Raw genomic sequence first — 17,095 nt, forward strand, 5'->3', positions numbered from 1 at the left:
GCCGCCCGAAGCGGCTCGCACCGCAGCCCGCGAGGGCGAAGGGTCCCCAGTGAGCCCCGGGGTCTCGGACGCCATGCGCCTGGCGCGCATTCTCTGCATCCTGCTGCTGGTGTACGCGCACGCCCAGCCGTACCAGCCGGGGCTGCCCGAGTCCCTGTTCTCGCCCATGGGCCTGATCCACTACCTGCGGCAGCTGCTGGGCCACACCAGCGTGCCCCTGCTGAGTCTGATCTCGGGCTATCTCCTGGCCCGCGCGCTGAGCCAGCGCCCCTACGCGCAAGCCCTCAGCCACCGGTTCGTCTCGCTGATCGTGCCCCTGGTGCTGTGGAACCTGATCTACCTCGCCAAGGAATACCTGGAGTCGGGCTTCACGGCGGTGCCCGAAGCCCAGGAATGGCCGAACGCGGTGCTGGCCCTCACCGCCCAGCCGGCCATGGCGCCGCTCTACTTCCTGCGCGACGCCTTCGTCTGCGCCCTGATATCGCCCGCTTTCGTGTACCTGGCGCGCCGGTGGCCGCGCACCGCCGCGGCGGCCCTGCTGCTCAACGCCTTGCTGGGCCTGGACGGCGTGCTGTTCCTCAATGGCGCCATTCCCCTCTTCTACTTCGCGGGCTGCCTCTGGTGGGTGCATCAGGCACCGATCCCGACGCAAGCCATGCCGCGCGAACCCGTGCTGGCCGCCGGCCTGGCCATGGCCCTGCTGGCCGCCGCGCCCTTTCTTCTCCCAGCGGCCTGGGGCGCGTCCGATCCGCTCAGCGTTCCGTACGCCGCGCTGGACATCGCGCTGCGCGCGGCGGGCTGCGTGGTCTTCTGGGCCCTGGCGTCGAGGCTGCTGCACACCCGCACCGGCGAGGTCCTCCTGCGGTTCGAGCCCATCGCCTTCTTCATCTTCTGCACCCACGGCATGGCCACCGGCCTCTGGTGGATGGCCATCGAGCGCACGGGCCACGCCGGCGCCGCGCCGGTCTTTCTCGCCCACTTCGCCCTCTCGCCCCTGCTGGCGCTGCTGGTGTGCGTCCCCGCTGTCTGGGCCCTGCGCCGGCTCGCCCCCCGGGCCTTGTCGGTCCTCATGGGCGGGCGTTCCCCGAGCCGGCAGCAGATGGCCCGCATGACCCGCCCCCTGGCACCCGCGCCGCTGGCGCGCCCCCCCGGCTTGACCCCATGAACGTCGGCATCCTCACCTTCCACTTCAGCGACAACTACGGCGCCGCGCTGCAGGCCTATGCCCTGCGCCGCTGGCTCACCGAGCACGGCCACCGCGCGCACTTCATCGACTACCGGCCCGCGCACATCGAACACGGCGGCCGGCTCACGCTGCCCACCTCGCCCGAGCGGCTCAAGGCCAACCTGAAGGTCACGTACCTGGCCCTGTCGTCGTTCGTCAACCGGCACTTCGGCAACCGCCAGCAGCGCGAGAAGTTCGTGCGCTTTCGCGAGCGCTTCCTGGACGTCGCCAGCGGCGCCGCGCCGGTGGACAACGCCGCGTCCCTCGCCGCCGCGCGGGACTTCGACCTGATCGTGGCGGGCAGCGACCAGATCTGGAGCCCGTCGCAGCACTTCGGTTTCGACCCGAACTACTTCCTGGCCTTCGCCGAGTCCTTCCCCGCCCGCAAGATCTCGTACGCCGCCAGCTTCGGCCGCGACCGCGTGTCTTCCTCCGAGGCCGAGCAGTTGCCGCGCCTGCTGCACCACTTCGACGCGATCTCGGTGCGCGAGGCCTCCGGCGTGACGCTGGTGGAGCAGGCCACCGGGCAGCGGCCGGCCAACGTGCCCGACCCGACCCTGCTGCACGACGACTACGCCGAACTCACCGGGCGCTCATCCATCGTGCCGGACGAGCCGTACGTGTTCTGCTACGGCCTGCGCTCGCCCGACAACATCCGCCAGACCGCCGAGCGGGTGTCGCGGCAACTGGGTTGCCGCATCCTGTCGCCGCACAACCCGCACCGGCGCTGGGCGGAGATCGGCACCACCGTGTACCCCGATCCCGGCGAGTGGGTCACCCTCGTCAAGAACGCGCGCTTCGTGGTGACCAACTCCTTCCACGGCACCGTGTTCGCGCTGCTGTTCCGCAAGCCCTTCATCGTCGCCGGGCTCACCGGCGACAAGGCCGCCGCCAACGCCCGCGCCATCAACCTGCTGCGCACCGTGCGCCTGGAAAGCCGCTTCGCGCCCGCCTTCTCGGAGGCCAACACCCACGCCTTGATGCAAGGTGCGATCGACTGGGACAGCGTGGACCAGCGCCTGAGCCACTTGCGCCAGGCCGGCAGCGATTTCCTGAGCACGCAACTGAGGGCCGTGGTTCCGAGGAGCGCTGCGGGGCCGCTGGCGAAGCGCTCTGCCCCGCAGTGCGAAGCACGGAGGCTCGTCGCATGAGCGATTCCCTGAGCGATTTCAGTTCGCTGCGTTACCGCAGCGGCTTCACGCCATCGCAGAAGCTGCGGCGCCTGGCGTGGGAGCTGGTCTGGCTGCTGGCCTTCCGGCCCACGCCCCGCTGGGCGCTGCACGGCTGGCGGCGCTTCCTGCTGCGCGCCTTCGGGGCCCGCATCGGCGCGGGCTGCCGCATCGCGCCCTCGTGCCGCGTCTGGGCGCCCTGGAATCTCGTCATGGGCGAGCTGTCGGCGCTCGGCGACGGCGTGGACTGCTACAGCATGGGCCGCATCACCCTCGGCTCCAAGGTCGCCGTCAGCCAGCGCAGCTTCCTGTGCGCGGGCTCGCACGACATCCGCTCCCTGTCGCGGCCGCTGACCACCGGACCCATCGTGATCGGGGACCACGCCTGGGTCGCGGCCGAGAGCTTCGTGCACCCGCACGTGGTCATCGGCGAAGGCGCGGTGATCGGCGCGCGCTCCGTGGTCACGCAGGACATGCCGGCCTGGTCCGTCTGCGTGGGACACCCGTGCCGAAAGATCAAGGACCGCGTGCTGTCCGACCGCGGACACGAGCCGCCAGGAGAAGGCCCATGATCGGCAAACTCGCCAAGGTCGCGGGCATCTTCAGCGAGGCCCTGCGCGACGCCGCGCTGTTCCTGCGCTTCAACTCGTACTCGCCATTCGCGGACAAGTCCAAGCGCGCGTTCTACAAGATCATCATCGAGGCCCACACGATCGAGAAGGGCCTGTCCCTGCAGCAGCCACGGCTGCTGTTCGGCAAGGACAAGGTGCGCTTCGTGATGAACGCGCTCTCGCGCTACGACATCGGCCACTCGCCGGTGCCGGCCCACATGTCGCTGGGCGCGCTGGAGGCCTACCTGAACTTCCACGCCCAGGCCGGCGCGTGCGACCCGCTGCTCGACGAGATCAGCGCCTACCTGAAGCAATGGGAGGCGCGCCTGCCCAAGCCCTGGAAGGGCGGCACGCGCGACTACTCCTTCAATGGCCAGGCCGCCGGCGACCTGCAGCAGCTGATCGCCAGCCGCTCGAGCGTGCGCACGCTTCGACAGGCGCCGATCGACCCCGATCGCATCCTCGAGGTGATCGCGCTGGCGCAGCAGGCGCCCTCGCAATGCAACCGCCAGGCCACGCGGGTGCACACCTACCAGGACCCGGCACTGATCCGCAAGCTGCTCGCGCTGCAGGGCGGCTCGCGCGGCTTCGCCGAGAGTGTGGGCAACCTGTTCGTGGTGAGTTCCGAGATCTGCGCCTGGGGCGGGCCCGGCCAGCGCAACCAGGCCTACGTGGATGGCGCGCTGTTTGCCATGTGCCTGCTGCTGGCCTGCCGCTCGATGGCTTGGGGCGCCTGTCCGCTGAACCTGGCCATCGACCACAGGACCGAGTCCGCGATCCGCCGCGTGGGCGGCATTCCCGACGGCGAGCGGCTGATTCTGATGATCGCCTTCGGCGAGCCCAGCGCGCCGGACACCAAGGTGGCCTTCTCGCCCCGGCGCCCGCCGGCCGAGATCGCCACCCTTCATGCCTGAGGAGGATTCGCCATGAGCATCACCGCCATCATCCTGACCTACAACGAAGCCCTCCACATCGCGCGCGCCATCCGCTCCATCCAGCCGTTCGTGGACCAGGTCTGCGTGGTGGACTCCGGCTCCACGGACGGCACCACCGACATCGCGCAGCGCCTGGGCGCCGAGGTCTGTACGCACGCCTTCGTGAACCAGGCCCGGCAATTCCAGTGGGCCCTGGACACGCTGGACATCCGCGGCGAGTGGGTGCTGCGCCTGGACGCCGACGAAATCATCGAGCCGGACCTGGCGCAGGAGATCGCCACGAAGCTGCCCGGCCTGCCGGCCGACGTGGTGGGCGTGAACCTCAAGCGCAAACACATCTTCATGGACCGCTGGGTGCGCCACGGCGGGCGCTACCCGCTGGTGATGCTGCGCCTGTGGCGCCACGGGCACGGCCGCATGGAGAACCGCTGGATGGACGAGCACATGGTGGTCTGGGGCGGCCGCACGGTCACCTTCGATGGCGGCTTCGCCGACCACAACCTCAACGACCTGGCCTACTTCATCGACAAACACAACCGGTACGCCACGCGCGAGGCCATCGAGGTGCTCAACCAGCGCCTGGGCCTGTTCGCCCGCGACGAAGCGCTCAATGCGCACAGCGCCTCGTTCCAGGCCTCGTCCAAGCGCTGGGTGAAGGAGCGCATCTACAACCGCATCCCCTTCACCGTCAGCGCGGCCCTGTACTTCGTCTGGCGCTACGTCTTCCAGCTCGGCTTCCTGGACGGACGCAGCGGCCTCGTCTACCACTTCCTGCAGGGCTACTGGTACCGCTTCCTGGTGGGCGCGCAGGTGATGGAGCTGGAGCAGGCGGTGGCGCACCTGAGCGACAAGGCGGCCATCTGCGCCGAGCTGAGCCGGCTGACGGGGCACAAGCTGGTGCCGCAGAGCGAAGCACCCACCACCCCGGATGTCGACGACCAGCGGCTGGCGCCCCGGCATTGAACCAAGGACCCGCATGCGCACCGACACCTTCTCCCCCCTCGCCCCCTGGCTACTGGCGGCCGCCTGGCTGGGCCTGGCGAACGCGGCGCACGCCAACGACGCCCTGATCTGCCAGGACGCCTCGACGCCCGAGGGCGCCACGCAGGTGGGCGCCGTGCAGCCGCTGTTTCGCGACTGCCCCCGGCTCGACGAGGTGGACTTCACCGGCCGGGCCGACGGGCGCAAGTACTACGCGGGGCTGTACTTCACCAAGCTCAAGGACCGTGGCCTCTACGCGCAGGCCGAGGACGGCATCGTGATGCAGCGCGGCGGCGCACTCGCCACCGTGAAAACGAACTCGCGTCCCGGCCAGTTTCCGCTCCTGAGCGGCAACCGGCCCTTCTACATCGAGGCGCAGGTGGCGCTTTCGTCCAACGACCGCGACAACTTCCCCGCCGTCTGGCTGCTGCCGATCGAGCACAACCTGCGCATGGAAGACGTGTACGAGGGCGATCCCAAGAGCTTCGAGCGCTGGTTCGAACTGGACATCGACGAGGGCGGCTTCGGGCCCGGCGGGCACCACACCGCCATCTCGTGGACCGGCATCCACCCGAACTACCAGAAGATCCAGAACCCGAACCCGACCTCGAAGGTGCCGCTGGACCGGACGCAGCCCAATGTGTTCGGCGTGTCGTACTCGCCCGACGACCTGACCGTGCGCTGGTGGCTCAACGGCCAGCAGGTGCTGCAGGCCTCCCACCCCTACGTGCCCGAGATCGCGCGTCGACAGAACTTCTACCTCATCGTCTCGGCGCAGAGCCACAAGAACATCAGCCAGTACCAGATGAAGCTGATGGGCGTGCGCGCCTTCGTCGGCGAGGCCAGGGCAGGGAGCGCGCGATGAAGCTGCTCATCTACGGCATCAATTTCGCGCCCGAGCTCACCGGCATCGGCAAGTACACGGGCGAGATGGCGCGCTGGCTGGCCGAGGCGGGGCACGAGGTGCGCGTGATCACCGCGCCGCCCTACTACCCGGACTGGAAGGTGGGCGAGGGTTACAGCGCGCGCCACTACCGCCGCGAGCACTGGCATGGCGTGCAGGTGATCCGCACGCCGCTGTGGGTGCCGCACCGGCCGGGCGGCGCCAAGCGCCTGCTGCACCTGGCCAGCTTCGCGCTGGCCAGCCTGCCGGCGCTGGCCGCCCAGTGGCGCTGGAAGCCCGACGTGGTGTGGGTGGTGGAGCCGCCCCTGATGTGCGCGCCCGCCGCCGCGGCCTTCGCCGCGCTGCGCGGCGCCGGCCGTTGGCTGCACATCCAGGACTACGAGGTGGACGCGGCCTTCGACCTGGGCCTGATCAAGGGCCGCACGCTGCGCCGCTGGGTGCAGCGGGCCGAGGGCTGGCTGATGCGGCGCTTCGACCGCGTGTCCACCATCTCCGGCCGCATGGTGGAGCGCGCCCTGGACAAGGGCGTGGCGCCCGGGCGGGTGCTGCACTGTCCCAACTGGGTGGACATCGGCGGCGTCACGCCGCTGGCCGCGCCCAGCGACTACCGGGCCGAACTGGGCCTGCCGCCCGACGCCGTGGTGGCGCTGTACTCCGGCAACATGGGCAACAAGCAGGGGCTGGAGGTGCTCGCCGACACGGCCCGCCTGCTGCGCGACGAGCCGCGCATCCGCTTCGTCTTCGGCGGCCAGGGCTCGGGCCGGGCCGATCTGCAGGCGCGCTGCGCGGGCCTGGACACGGTGCGCTTCCTGGACCTGCAGCCGCTGGAGCGCCTGAACCACTGGCTCGGACTGGCCGACGTGCACCTGCTGCCCCAGCGGGCCGACGCGGCGGACCTGGTGATGCCCTCCAAGCTCACCGGCATGCTGGCCAGCGGCCGCGCCGTGCTGGCCACCGCCATGCCCGGCACCGAACTGTGCCGCGTGGTGGAGCAGGACGCCGCCTGCGGGCTGGTGGTGCCGCCGGAGAACCCCGCCGCCCTGGCCGAGGCGCTGCGCGCGCTCGCGGCCGACCCCACCCGACGCGCCGAACTCGGCGCGAACGGCCGCCGTTACGCCGAGGCCGAACTGAGCCGGGACGCGATCCTGCGCCGGTTCGAAGCGCAGATGCTGGCCCTGGCGCAGGCGCGATCGATGAACACCGGTTTCGGCCCGTCCGCGGGTCAGAAAGGAGAAGCCTCATGAACACGACCTTCACCCTGAAGGCCCTGCCTTGCGCCCTGGGCCTGCTGGTCCTGGCGGCCGCGCTGCCGCTGCGCGCCCAGACCGCCGCCCCGGCGAACGCCGTGGCCACACCCACCGCCGCCGCACCCGGCGCCACGGCGCCGATCGGTGCCGCGCCGGGCACCGAGGGCGTGGTCACGGTGCCCGGCGCGCCGCCCGCGGCCAACGCGGACTATCGCCTCTCGCCCAACGACCTGCTGAGCTTCGACGTGTTCGGCGTGCCCGACATGAAGCGCGACGTGCGCGTGGACGCCTCGGGGCAGGTCTCGCTGCCGCTCATCGGCGCGGTGCAGGTGGCGGGGCTCACGGCGCAGGCCGCCGAAGACCTCATCGCCGCCCGCTACGAGGAGAAGTACCTGATGGACCCGCAGGTCTCGATCTTCATCAAGGAGTTCACCACGCAGCGCATCGCCATCGAAGGCGCGGTGACACGCCCGGGCATCTACCCGGTGACGGGCCAGCTCACGCTGCTGCGCGCCCTGGCCCTGTCGGGCGGCTTCGCGCCCTACGCGGACGTCAAGCAGATCGTGGTCTACCGCCACGGCGAAGGGGGCACGCGCGAGCAGTTCACCTACGACCTCGACCAGGTGCGCGCCGGCCAGCAGAAGGACCCCGACATCCGCGCCGACGACGTCATCGTGGTCCAGCGCAACGCACGGCGCACGGCGCTGCGGGACTCGCTCTTCAGCGACATCCTGAGCACGCTCAACCCGTTCAACTGACAAGGGGCACGCCATGGCTTCCCATGACCAACACCCGCTGCCCGCCGGCCCCGGGAACGGGCTCAGCGCACTGGCCTTGCGCCGCGAGGCCGCCCTGTCCGAGCTGATGGCGACACAGGTCGAGGCGGGAACGCGGGCCGACGACCGCATCGACCTCAAGACCCTCTGGCGCGCCCTGCTGCGGCGCAAGCGGACCATCCTGGGCGTCACCGCCCTGTGCACCCTGGCGGCCGGCGTGTACACGCTGCAGATGACGCCGCAGTACAAGAGCTCGGCGCTGCTGCAGATCGACCGCGCGGCGCAGAAGGTGGTGGGCTTCAACGCCGAGGTCGAGGTGGACGAGGGTCCCCTGGCCGACCAGCTGCAGCTGCGCACGCAGATCGAGCTGATGAAGAGCCGCAGCCTGGCCGAGCGGGTGATCGACGAGCTGGGCCTGTACAAGCCCGACAAGCCGGCCACGCCCGCCGCGCCGCCCGCGCCAGCCGAGGCCGGCGGCGACGGGCTGGCCGACCGGACGCTGGCCTTCCTCGGCACCGCCTGGCAGCGGCTGCGCGCGCTGGTGGCCTCCCCGGCGCCTGCCGACGAGGGCACGCTCAGCCGCGCCGCCACGGTGGCGCGGTTTCAGGAGTCGCTCAGCGTGGAGCCCATCCGCAACTCGCGCCTGGTGCAGATCCAGGTGCTCAACCCCGACCCGCAACTGGCCGCCACCATCGCCAACGCGATGTCGCGGGCCTTCATCGCCACCAACATCGAGCGCAAGCTGCACTCGTCGATCTACGCGCGCGAGTACCTGGAGGAGCAGATCCGCCAGACCAAGGCCAAGCTGGAAGAAAGCGAGCGGGTCATCAACGCCTACGCGAAGAAGAACGAGATCCTGAACCTGGGCGACAAGGGCAGCGCCGCCATCCAGACCTTCGTGGACTTCTCCACCGCGCTGGCCAAGGCCGAGCAGGACCGCATCCGGGCCGAGACGCTCTACAACCAGGTGAAGCTCAACCCCGAAAGCGCGCCGCAGGCGGTGACCAACGAGGCCATTCGCGCCTACAAGGAGCAGCGCGCCCGGCTGGAAGCCGAGTACGCGAAGAACCGCTCCACCTTCAAACCGGAGTACCCCGCCATGGTGGCGGCGCGCGCCCAGATCGCCGAGTTGGACGCACGCATCAAGACGGAGGTCAACAACATCCTCGCCAGCATCCAGGGCGAGTACGTCGCCGCCAAACGAACGGAGGACCAGTTGCGCAGCAAGGTGGCCGGCAGCCGCAGCGAGGTGCTCAGCGTGCAGGACCGCAGCGTGGACATGAACCTGCTGAGCCGCGAGCTCGACACCAACCGGCAGGTGTACGACAGCCTGCTGCAGCGCCTGAAGGAGGTGAACGTGATGGCGGGCATCACCGCCAACAACGTGAGCATCGTCGACGAGGCCTCGGCGCCGCTGTTCCCGGCCAACCCCAACATCAAGCTCAACCTGGGCCTGGGTGTGGTGCTGGGCCTGTTCCTGGGCATGCTGGCCGCCCTGCTGCGCGAGCAGATGGACGATTCGGTGAAGAACGCCAACGACATCGAGGCCCGGTACCAGTTGCCGCTGCTGGGCCTGATTCCCTTCACCCGCCCCGAGCGGGGCCGCAAGGAAGCCGTGGCCCTGCTGGCCCACCACGAGCCGCGCAGCACCTTCGCCGAGTCCTACCGCTCCATGCGCACGGCGCTGCAGTTCAGCACGGCCGAGGGCGCGCCCTCGCGCTTCATGGTGACGAGCTGCGGCAAGAGCGAGGGCAAGAGCACCACGGCGCTGGCGCTGGCGATCAACTTCGCGCAGCTGGGCCAGCATGTGCTGCTGATCGACGCCGACATGCGCAAGGGCGGCCTGCACAAGATGCTTGGCGTGGCCAACGACCGCGGCCTGTCCAACCTGCTGAGCGGCGACCGCGACCTCGACGCCGCGGTGCACCACACCACGGTGGACAAGCTGGCCCTGATCACCGCCGGTCCGGTGCCGCCCAACCCGGTGGAACTGCTGGCGGGCCCGAGCCTGGGCCTGCTGCTGGACAAGGCGCAGGCCCTGGGCTACGAGCAGATCGTGATCGACGGCCCGCCGCTGCTGGGCATCGCCGATGCGATCGTGCTGGGCAACCAGGTGCAGAACATCGTGCTGGCCATCAAGGCCGGCGGCACGCGCAGGGACAGCATCAAGGACGCCCTGCGCCGCCTGCGCAACGCGGGCCTGGCGCCCATGGGCGTGGTGTTCACGCACGCGCTCAACGAGCACACCAGCGACTACGCCTACGCCGCCTACTATGGCCATGGCTACGCGCACGGCGAGCGGCCGGCGCCGCCGCCTGCCCGGCACGACCCGCCCGAGCACCCCGTGCCGCTGCCCGCCGGCGGGCGCATCGAGCCCACGCTGGACCCCTATTCGGCGACGTGAGCGTGACCGAACGCGACAAGGGCCTGAGCCCGCCCGAATGGCGGCGCCTGCTGCTGACGCTGCTGGAGTTCGAGCGGTCCCCCGGGCGCTACCCCGTGGCGCTGCGCGAGCCGCGCCCGCTGTTCGAGCACATCCACCGCGTGATGCTGCTGGCCAGCGACCGTCCGGTGGAGGACCTGCCCGCCGCCGCCACGCACGCGCCCGGGCTGCGGCGCGCGGCACGCTTCTTCGTGCGAACGGTGATGCTGCGCCCGGGCGCCGACCCCTTCACCCTGCTGGGCCTGCCGACGGATTTCGAGCCGCTGCAGTTGCGCGAGCACTACCGCCTGATGATCCGCCTGACGCACCCGGACTTCGTGGCGGCTGGCGAGAGCTGGCCCGCCGACGCGGCCATGCGGGTCAACCTGGCCAAGGACCTGCTGGCGTCGCCGGACAAGCGGGCCGCGTGCGTCGCCGAGTTGCGGGCACCGGCGCACCTGCGCTGGGCCGCCCGGGCCGGCGCGCCCGCGCGGACGCGGCCCTTGCTGGCCGCGCCCCTGGTGCCCCGGCCTTCGCTGCCGCACGCGCCGCCGCCCCGGGGCGGATGGTCCGCCCGCGCGCGGCTGGTGTGGCTGGGCATGGGCGCCGCGGTGCTGGCGGGCGCGTACCTGCTGATGGTTCCACGGGACGACGAGGGGGCGCACGCGGCGCAACCCCAGGCGTCGGCGCCGGACAGCGCCGGGCGCGAGGCCCGACCGCCATGATCGACCTGCACTGCCACATCCTGCCGGGGATCGACGACGGGGCGAAGACGCTGGACCATTCGCTGGCGATGGCGCGCATCGCCGTGGCCGACGGCATCCACACCCTGGCCTGCACGCCGCACATCTACCCGGGCATGTACATGAACGACGGCCCGGGCATTGCGCGCGCACGCGACGCGCTGCAGGCCGAACTCGACCGCCACGCCATTGCGCTGAAGCTGGTGGTGGGGGCGGACGTGCACCTGGTGCCGGGCCTGATCGAAGGCATCCGCAGCGGGCGGGTGCCGACGCTGAACGGCTCGCGCTACTTCCTGCTGGAGCCCTCGCACACCGCGCCGCCGCCGCGGCTGGAAGCGCAGGTGGCCGAGCTGATCGCGGCGGGCTACACGCCCATCGTCACGCACCCGGAGCGGCTGGCCTGGGTGGAGGGCCACTACCCGGTGTTCAAGCGCCTGATCGCGCAGGGCGCATGGATGCAGGTGACGGCGGGGGCGCTGACGGGCGTCTTCGGCCGGCGCGCCCGCTACTGGGGCGAGCGCTTCATCGGCGAAGGCCACACGCACCTGCTGGCCACCGACGCGCACACGACGGGGCGGCGCCTGCCGCGGTTGACGGAGGGACTGGCGGTGGCGCGGCGCCTAGTGGGCGAGCGCGAGGCCAGCCGTTTGGTGAACGAGCGGCCGAACGCGGTGCTGAACAACCTGCCGCCACGGGACGTCGAACGGCCGGAGGTGGTGACGACGCGGGCTTCGTTGATCGGTCGGTGGTGGTCGGGGCGCCTGGCGTCGTCGCGCTGACAGTACGTGCCGTGCAATGCCGTGCTCGCCGCCGTGGTTGGCGGTGTCAGGGGCGAGCACAGGGCCGTGGCGGCTTCACTGCGGTGGTCCTCGCTGCGCGAGGACTCCCCTGCGATGCTCGCGCGAGTGGCCTGCGGCATAACTCGCTGCGCGCGCTTTGCGCGCTCCGCTCAAACAGATGCCGCAAATCAGATGACGAAGCGCGCTGCGCGCGCGGCCACCCGCGCTGCGCTTCTCGGCACCGCACAGGCGCCGCCACGGCCCTGTGCTCGCCCCTGACAAGTGACACCTGGGTTCGCCAACAAGGAAGACGGACTCCCTCTCTGGCGTGCCAGTGCGCTCCGCTGGCCGAGGGCCCGCCCACCCGCTGCAATTGAAGCCCTTGAAGCGCCAACTCCCTCACCGCGGCCACAACACCCACAAGCGCAGCGGTTGCTTGAGCGTGGCCGCCTGCCGGTAGGCTTCGTCGTTCCAGCCGCCCCAGCCGGTGAAGAGATCGGCGCGCACCGCGCCCAGGATGGCGCCGCCCGTGTCCTGCGCCAGCACCAGGCGATTGGTCGCCAGCGCGGGCCCCTGCGTGGCCAGCCACACTGGTGTGCCGTAGGGAATGCTCTGCGGATCGACCGCGATGGAGCGCCCGGGCGTCAGCGGCACGCCCTGCGCGCCGCGCGGGCCGAAGGCCGCCGTCAGCGGCGTCAGCGGCTCCTCCCTGAAGAACACCGTGCGCGGGTTGCTCCACAGCATCTCGTTCACCCGCTCCGGGTTCTGCCGCGCCCAGGCCTTGATGGACTCCCACGAGGCCTCGCGGATCGCGCCCTGGTCGAGCAACCAGCGGCCCACGCTCTGGTAGGTGTGGCCGTTGTGTGCGGCAAAGGCCAGGCGCACCTGGCGCACCCGGCCATCGGGCTCGGTGATGTTCACGCGCCCCGAGCCCTGGATCTGCAGGATCAGCGCGTCGATCGGGTCGGCCAGCCAGGCGATGGCGCGCCCGCGCAGCGCGGCCTGCGCCTCGGGCAGGGTGTCGACCTGCTGGCGCGTGTACCAGCGCTGGCCCGGCACCAGCCCGACCGGCACCGCGTGCAGCGGCACGCGGTTCGTCGCCGTGGGCTCGCGCGTGGCGTCCATGATGGGCTCGTAGTAGCCGGTGAGCAGGCCCTCGGGCTCGCGCCCGTCGGCCTCGAGCACGCGGTAGGGCTGCAGGCGCTCCTGCATCCAGGCCTGCTGGCGCGGCGCGTCGGCGAAGGCCAGCGGGCGCGCTTCGGCGCACACGGCCTCGAAGCCGGCCGCCGGCCGCTCGCAGCCCTGGATCAGCGCGTTCCAGGCGTCGTGCAGGGCGTCCTGGCCCCAGCCGGGCAGGGCGTTCCAGGCCACGGGTACCCAGCGGCTCTTGCTGTGCTGCCTGGCCGCCGGCTCCGCTGCGCCGGGCGCGGGAACTTCCGGTGCCGGCTCCAGCACCACCCGGGGGCCCACCGCGCAGGCCACCAGGCTGCCTACAATGCCCGCCGCCACGGCCCCACGCGCCAGTCTCTTCATTCCGTCGATTCCGTCCGCCATGACTCTCTTGCTGCTCGAAGCGCTGGGCGCGCTGCTCCTGTTGGTGTTCATCGTGTGGTGGACCATGTTCTCCGGCCGCCGCAAGGGCGAACTGCCCGAGGAGGCCGAGCGCGACAAGCGCAAGGCCCCGGAACAGGACCCGCCGGCGCGCTGATCGTTCCCGGCCCCGGCTCAGGCATCGCGCAACCGGTTGGCCAGTTCGACCGCGGATTTCACGCCCATCTTGTCGAACACGCGCGAGCGGTGGACTTCCACCGTGCGCACACTGATCTGCAGCTGATCGGCCACCAGCTTGTTGGGCAGACCAGCCACCACGAGGTTCATCACGTCGCGTTCGCGCTCGGTCAGGCTGCTCAGGCGCTGCTGCAGCTCGCGCCGCACGGCGCGCTCGGCCAGTTGCGCGGCCGACTGGCGCAGCGCCTGCTCGACGCGGTCGACCAGCGCGTTGTCCGAGAACGGCTTTTCGCAGAAGTCGAAGGCGCCGCGCTTGACCGCCGCCACGGCGGTGGGCACGTCGGCGTGGCCCGACAGAAAGATGATGGGCATGGCCGCCTGCCAGGGCAGCAGGCGCAGCTTCTCGAACAGGGCCAGGCCGCTCATGCCGGGCATGCGCACGTCCAGCAGCACGCAGCAGGGCACGTCGGGCTCCTGCCGCGCGATGGCGGCGCCGGCCAGGAAGTCCTCGGCGCTGTCGAAGCCGTCGCTGATCAGCCGGCGCGTGCGCAGCAGCCAGGCCAGGGCCTCGCGCACGCCGACGTCGTCGTCCACGAGGTAGATCTTCGCGTCGGGGAATTCGGTCATGCGCGGATCATAGGAGCGCGGCCTGGGCCTCCAGCGGCCGCCCCGCCTGCGCCTCGGCCACGGGCAGGGTGAACGAGAAGCGCGTGCCACGCGGCTGCGCGGGCTCGAAGTCCAGCGCGCCGCCGTGCTGCTCCACCACCGTGCGGCACAGGCTCAGGCCCAGGCCCATGCCCTCGGCCCTGGTGGTGAAGAAGGGCGTGAACAGGCGCTCGGCCACTTCGGGCGGCAGGCCTTGGCCGTGGTCGGTCACGTCCACGCGCACCCAGCGCGCGCAACGCCCTTCGCCCGGTTCGCCGGCCTCGCCCATCACCGGCGCCATGGCGATGTGCAGCACGCGCAGGCCGCTGGCCGTGCCCGGGTCGCCCAGCGGCATGGCCTGCATGCCGTTGCGCGCGAGGTTGAGCAGCACCTGCTCGACCATGGTGCGGTCGCACCACACGCGCGGCGTGCCGGGGGCGATGTCGACCTGCAGGCGGATGCCGCGCTTCTTGGCCTGCAAGGTGAGCAGGGTGGAAATGCCTTCGATGAGCTGGCGCGGCTCCACCGCCTCGCGCACCTGGTCGCGGCGGCGCACGAAGTCGGCCACGCCGCGGATCACGCGGCCCGCGCGCTCGGCCTGCTCGCCGATGCGGCGGATGGCGCGCTCGATGTCGCCACCCACGCTGTCGTCGCCCCGGTCTTCGCCACGTTGCAGCAGGTTGAGGGTGCCGCTGGCGTAGCTGGCGATGGCCGCCAGCGGCTGGTTGAGTTCGTGGCTGATGAGCGAGGCCATCTCGCCCACGGTGGCCAGGCGCGCGGTGGCCTGCAGCTTGTCCTGCGAGGCGCGGTTGAGCTCCTCGATGCGGCGCTGCTCGGTGAGGTCGATGATGGCGCTCATGTAGCCGGTCTGCACGCCCTGGGCGTCGATCAGCGGGGCCTCGATGATGAGCACCGGAAAGCGCGTGCCATCGCTGCGCTGGAACACGGATTCGTAGCCCTCGCGCGGCAGGATCTGACCGGCCAGGCGCACGGCCTGGCGCTGCTGGTACTCGTCCACCAGTTCGGGCGGCCACCAGGGCGCGGGCATGCCGCTGCCCACCAGCTGCTCGGCCGTCAGGCCCACCATCTGGCAGAAGGCGGGGTTGACGTAGGTGATGCGCCCGGTCATGTCGCGCGCGCGCAGGCCGGTGACGAGCGAGTCCTCCATGGCCTTGCGAAAGGCCAGTGCGTCGGCCGCGCGCTGCTCGGCGCGCTGGCGCCGTCGCATGTCGCGCGCCAGCAGGTACAGCACCGCCAGCAGCGCCAGCGAGAGCGCGCCCACCACGCCGGTGAGCACGTTGGGGAACAGGCCGAGCGCGCGGCGCGGGCTCTCCAGTTGCAGCAGCAGGGTGTGGCCCGGCAGGTCCAGCAGGGCGTGCGCGCTGAGGGTGCGCCGCTGCAGGGGCACCACGCTGTGCACGGCCAGGCGCGCGCCGTCGCTCTCCACGAAGCTCAGGCCGCGCCCGCGCAGCGGGACCGCGTCGGTGAGTTCGGCCAGCATGGCGGGCAGGGAGTAGGTGGCGATGAGGAAGCCGCGCGACTCGCCGGCTTCGCTCAGGGGCAGGCACAGCTCCATCACCTCCAGGCCGCGGCCGTCGCGCTTGGGCCAGAAGTAGCTGGCGGAGTACGCCGGGCCCGACAGGCGCAGCGCGGCGTCGCAGGCCTGGCGCACCTCGGGCAGGGCCTGGCCGCGCGGCAGCAGGTCGAACACGTCGGGCCGGTAGGGCGAGAGGCGCTGCGCGAGCACGCGCATGTCCGTGTCCCGCCATTCGAGCCGCACGAGCTCGCGCCGCTGCGCGAGCAGTTCGGCCGCGGCCGTGTCCCAGCCCGCCGGCGTGGGGGAAAAGGCGTTGAGCGATTGCAGGCTCTGGACGTTGTGCAGCAGCGCCCCGCGGATTTCGCCGACCACGGTGGTGGCATCCTGGTCGAGCGCGGCCTGATCGCGCCCGACCTCGTACTCGGCGGCCAGGAAGACCAGCACCGCGAGCAGCGCGCCCACCAGCAGCAGCAGCGCGCCCCACAGGGGCCAGCGGGGCGGCTTGAGGGCGCGACTCACGGGCGCAGCAGCGCGTTCAGCAGAGAACGCGGTGCTCCAGACAGGGGAGTTGCTCGCGCACCTGGCGGATGCGCGCCATGTCGATGTCGGCCAGCGCCACGCCCGGTCCCTCGGCGTGCAGGGCCATCACCTGGCCCCAGGGGTCGATCACCATGCTGTGGCCCCAGGTGCGCCGGCCGTTCTCGTGCACGCCGCCCTGAGCGCTGGCGATGACGAAGGCCTGGTTCTCGATGGCGCGGGCGCGCAGCAGCACCTCCCAGTGCGCCGAGCCGGTGGTGTAGGTGAAGGCGGCGGGCACCAGCAGCACGTCGGACGCGAGCATGCGGTAGAGCTCGGCGAAGCGCAGGTCGTAGCACACGCTCTGGCCGATGCGCCAGTTCTCGCCGTCGCGCGAGCGCAGCTCGAAATGGGTGGGCGTGTCGCCGGCCTGCAGCACCGCGGCCTCGTCGTAGCGCTCGCGCCCGTTGTCGTAGCGGAAGAGGTGGATCTTGTCGTAGCGGCTCAGGCGGTGGCCCTTGGCGTCGAAGCTGAGCGAGGCGTTGGCGGCGTGCGACGGGTCGGCGGTGGCCATGGGCAGGGTGCCGCCCACGATGCACATCTTCAGGTCGCGCGCGGCGTCGGCCAGGAAGTCCTGCACGCGGCCCAGGCCCTCGGTTTCGGCGATGAGGAGCTTGTCTTCGTCCTTGGCGCCCATGAAGCAGAAGTACTCGGGCAGCACCGCGAGTTCGGCCCCGACGGCGGCGGCCTGGCGCAGCAGGCGCAGGGCTTCGCTGAGGTTGGCGTCCAGGCTGATGCCGGACACCATCTGGATGGCGGCAACTTTCATGCGGTGAGTCCTCCGGCGGAAAAGGGGGCGTGCGATCGGCCAGGGTGC

General features: G+C 71.3%; 16 protein-coding genes. 12 read left to right on the forward strand and 4 right to left on the reverse strand.

The window, feature by feature from the left end; translation table 11 throughout:
* Positions 1-49 precede the first annotated feature (49 nt).
* Genes GTO19_RS01190 through GTO19_RS01240 form a run of 11 tightly spaced genes read left to right on the forward strand, consistent with a single transcriptional unit; the run spans position 50 to position 11,792 of the window.
* Positions 50-1,165, forward strand: coding sequence for an acyltransferase (locus GTO19_RS01190; RefSeq protein WP_291016895.1), 1,116 nt, complete (start codon positions 50-52; stop codon positions 1,163-1,165).
* On the forward strand, positions 1,162-2,376 hold the full coding sequence (locus tag GTO19_RS01195) for a polysaccharide pyruvyl transferase family protein (protein WP_291016896.1): 1,215 nt from the start codon (positions 1,162-1,164) through the stop codon (positions 2,374-2,376). Before GTO19_RS01190 ends, GTO19_RS01195 begins: the two co-directional genes overlap by 4 nt.
* Positions 2,373-2,966 (forward strand): putative colanic acid biosynthesis acetyltransferase, encoded by a 594-nt coding sequence (locus tag GTO19_RS01200; RefSeq protein WP_291016898.1) that lies wholly within the window; start codon positions 2,373-2,375, stop codon positions 2,964-2,966. The genes GTO19_RS01195 and GTO19_RS01200 overlap by 4 nt, the downstream gene beginning before the upstream one ends.
* Positions 2,963-3,919 (forward strand): nitroreductase family protein, encoded by a 957-nt coding sequence (locus GTO19_RS01205; RefSeq protein ID WP_291016900.1) that lies wholly within the window; start codon positions 2,963-2,965, stop codon positions 3,917-3,919. Before GTO19_RS01200 ends, GTO19_RS01205 begins: the two co-directional genes overlap by 4 nt.
* 12 nt (positions 3,920-3,931) lie before the next feature.
* A complete protein-coding gene (locus GTO19_RS01210) occupies positions 3,932-4,903 on the forward strand; it encodes a glycosyltransferase family 2 protein (protein ID WP_291016903.1) in 972 nt (323 codons plus the stop codon).
* Between the two features lie 13 nt (positions 4,904-4,916).
* On the forward strand, positions 4,917-5,786 hold the full coding sequence (locus GTO19_RS01215; protein WP_291016905.1) for a hypothetical protein: 870 nt from the start codon (positions 4,917-4,919) through the stop codon (positions 5,784-5,786).
* Positions 5,783-7,069, forward strand: a complete 1,287-nt coding sequence (locus GTO19_RS01220) for a glycosyltransferase WbuB (protein WP_291016907.1) — start codon at positions 5,783-5,785, stop codon at positions 7,067-7,069. The genes GTO19_RS01215 and GTO19_RS01220 overlap by 4 nt, the downstream gene beginning before the upstream one ends.
* Complete coding sequence (locus tag GTO19_RS01225; protein WP_291016910.1) at positions 7,066-7,830, forward strand: polysaccharide biosynthesis/export family protein; 765 nt, start codon at positions 7,066-7,068, stop codon at positions 7,828-7,830. The genes GTO19_RS01220 and GTO19_RS01225 overlap by 4 nt, the downstream gene beginning before the upstream one ends.
* A gap of 13 nt (positions 7,831-7,843) precedes the next feature.
* Positions 7,844-10,252, forward strand: coding sequence for a polysaccharide biosynthesis tyrosine autokinase (locus GTO19_RS01230; protein ID WP_291016912.1), 2,409 nt, complete (start codon positions 7,844-7,846; stop codon positions 10,250-10,252).
* Positions 10,249-10,995: a hypothetical protein gene (locus tag GTO19_RS01235; RefSeq protein WP_291016913.1), complete on the forward strand. Its 747-nt coding sequence runs from the start codon at positions 10,249-10,251 to the stop codon at positions 10,993-10,995. Before GTO19_RS01230 ends, GTO19_RS01235 begins: the two co-directional genes overlap by 4 nt.
* Positions 10,992-11,792, forward strand: a complete 801-nt coding sequence (locus GTO19_RS01240; protein ID WP_291016915.1) for a CpsB/CapC family capsule biosynthesis tyrosine phosphatase — start codon at positions 10,992-10,994, stop codon at positions 11,790-11,792. Before GTO19_RS01235 ends, GTO19_RS01240 begins: the two co-directional genes overlap by 4 nt.
* A 399-nt stretch (positions 11,793-12,191) precedes the next feature.
* Here the strand turns inward: GTO19_RS01240 and GTO19_RS01245 are convergent, their stop codons facing one another.
* Positions 12,192-13,412: an MltA domain-containing protein gene (locus GTO19_RS01245; protein WP_291016917.1), complete on the reverse strand. Its 1,221-nt coding sequence runs from the start codon at positions 13,410-13,412 to the stop codon at positions 12,192-12,194.
* Here GTO19_RS01245 and GTO19_RS01250 point away from each other — a divergent pair.
* Positions 13,345-13,500: a hypothetical protein gene (locus GTO19_RS01250; protein ID WP_291016919.1), complete on the forward strand. Its 156-nt coding sequence runs from the start codon at positions 13,345-13,347 to the stop codon at positions 13,498-13,500. The genes GTO19_RS01245 and GTO19_RS01250 overlap by 68 nt on opposite strands.
* A 17-nt stretch (positions 13,501-13,517) precedes the next feature.
* Here the strand turns inward: GTO19_RS01250 and GTO19_RS01255 are convergent, their stop codons facing one another.
* From GTO19_RS01255 to GTO19_RS01265, 3 genes are read right to left on the reverse strand one after another with little or no spacing between them, the layout of a single operon-like run.
* Positions 13,518-14,147 (reverse strand): response regulator, encoded by a 630-nt coding sequence (locus GTO19_RS01255; RefSeq protein ID WP_291016921.1) that lies wholly within the window; start codon positions 14,145-14,147, stop codon positions 13,518-13,520.
* 7 nt (positions 14,148-14,154) lie between these two features.
* Entirely contained in the window at positions 14,155-16,221 is a 2,067-nt protein-coding gene (locus tag GTO19_RS01260; RefSeq protein WP_291016924.1) for an ATP-binding protein, read from the reverse strand.
* 16 nt (positions 16,222-16,237) lie between these two features.
* Positions 16,238-17,047 (reverse strand): carbon-nitrogen hydrolase family protein, encoded by an 810-nt coding sequence (locus GTO19_RS01265; RefSeq protein ID WP_291016927.1) that lies wholly within the window; start codon positions 17,045-17,047, stop codon positions 16,238-16,240.
* Between the last annotated feature and the right edge of the window lie 48 nt (positions 17,048-17,095).

Origin of the sequence: Hydrogenophaga sp. (assembly GCF_011772445.1) — a bacterium.
Classification (GTDB): Bacteria; Pseudomonadota; Gammaproteobacteria; order Burkholderiales; family Burkholderiaceae_C; genus Hydrogenophaga.

What these genes read in the sequence shown, in the direction of transcription:
- GTO19_RS01195 (WP_291016896.1), top strand. Translation starts at nt 1,162, where the DNA reads ATGAACGTCGGCATCCTCACCTTCCACTTCAGCGACAACTACGGCGCC.
- GTO19_RS01200 (WP_291016898.1), top strand. Translation starts at nt 2,373, where the DNA reads ATGAGCGATTCCCTGAGCGATTTCAGTTCGCTGCGTTACCGCAGCGGC.
- GTO19_RS01205 (WP_291016900.1), top strand. Translation starts at nt 2,963, where the DNA reads ATGATCGGCAAACTCGCCAAGGTCGCGGGCATCTTCAGCGAGGCCCTG.
- GTO19_RS01210 (WP_291016903.1), top strand. Translation starts at nt 3,932, where the DNA reads ATGAGCATCACCGCCATCATCCTGACCTACAACGAAGCCCTCCACATC.
- GTO19_RS01215 (WP_291016905.1), top strand. Translation starts at nt 4,917, where the DNA reads ATGCGCACCGACACCTTCTCCCCCCTCGCCCCCTGGCTACTGGCGGCC.
- GTO19_RS01220 (WP_291016907.1), top strand. Translation starts at nt 5,783, where the DNA reads ATGAAGCTGCTCATCTACGGCATCAATTTCGCGCCCGAGCTCACCGGC.
- GTO19_RS01225 (WP_291016910.1), top strand. Translation starts at nt 7,066, where the DNA reads ATGAACACGACCTTCACCCTGAAGGCCCTGCCTTGCGCCCTGGGCCTG.
- GTO19_RS01230 (WP_291016912.1), top strand. Translation starts at nt 7,844, where the DNA reads ATGGCTTCCCATGACCAACACCCGCTGCCCGCCGGCCCCGGGAACGGG.
- GTO19_RS01240 (WP_291016915.1), top strand. Translation starts at nt 10,992, where the DNA reads ATGATCGACCTGCACTGCCACATCCTGCCGGGGATCGACGACGGGGCG.
- GTO19_RS01250 (WP_291016919.1), top strand. Translation starts at nt 13,345, where the DNA reads ATGACTCTCTTGCTGCTCGAAGCGCTGGGCGCGCTGCTCCTGTTGGTG.
- GTO19_RS01245 (WP_291016917.1), bottom strand. Translation starts at nt 13,412, where the DNA reads ATGGTCCACCACACGATGAACACCAACAGGAGCAGCGCGCCCAGCGCT.
- GTO19_RS01255 (WP_291016921.1), bottom strand. Translation starts at nt 14,147, where the DNA reads ATGACCGAATTCCCCGACGCGAAGATCTACCTCGTGGACGACGACGTC.
- GTO19_RS01265 (WP_291016927.1), bottom strand. Translation starts at nt 17,047, where the DNA reads ATGAAAGTTGCCGCCATCCAGATGGTGTCCGGCATCAGCCTGGACGCC.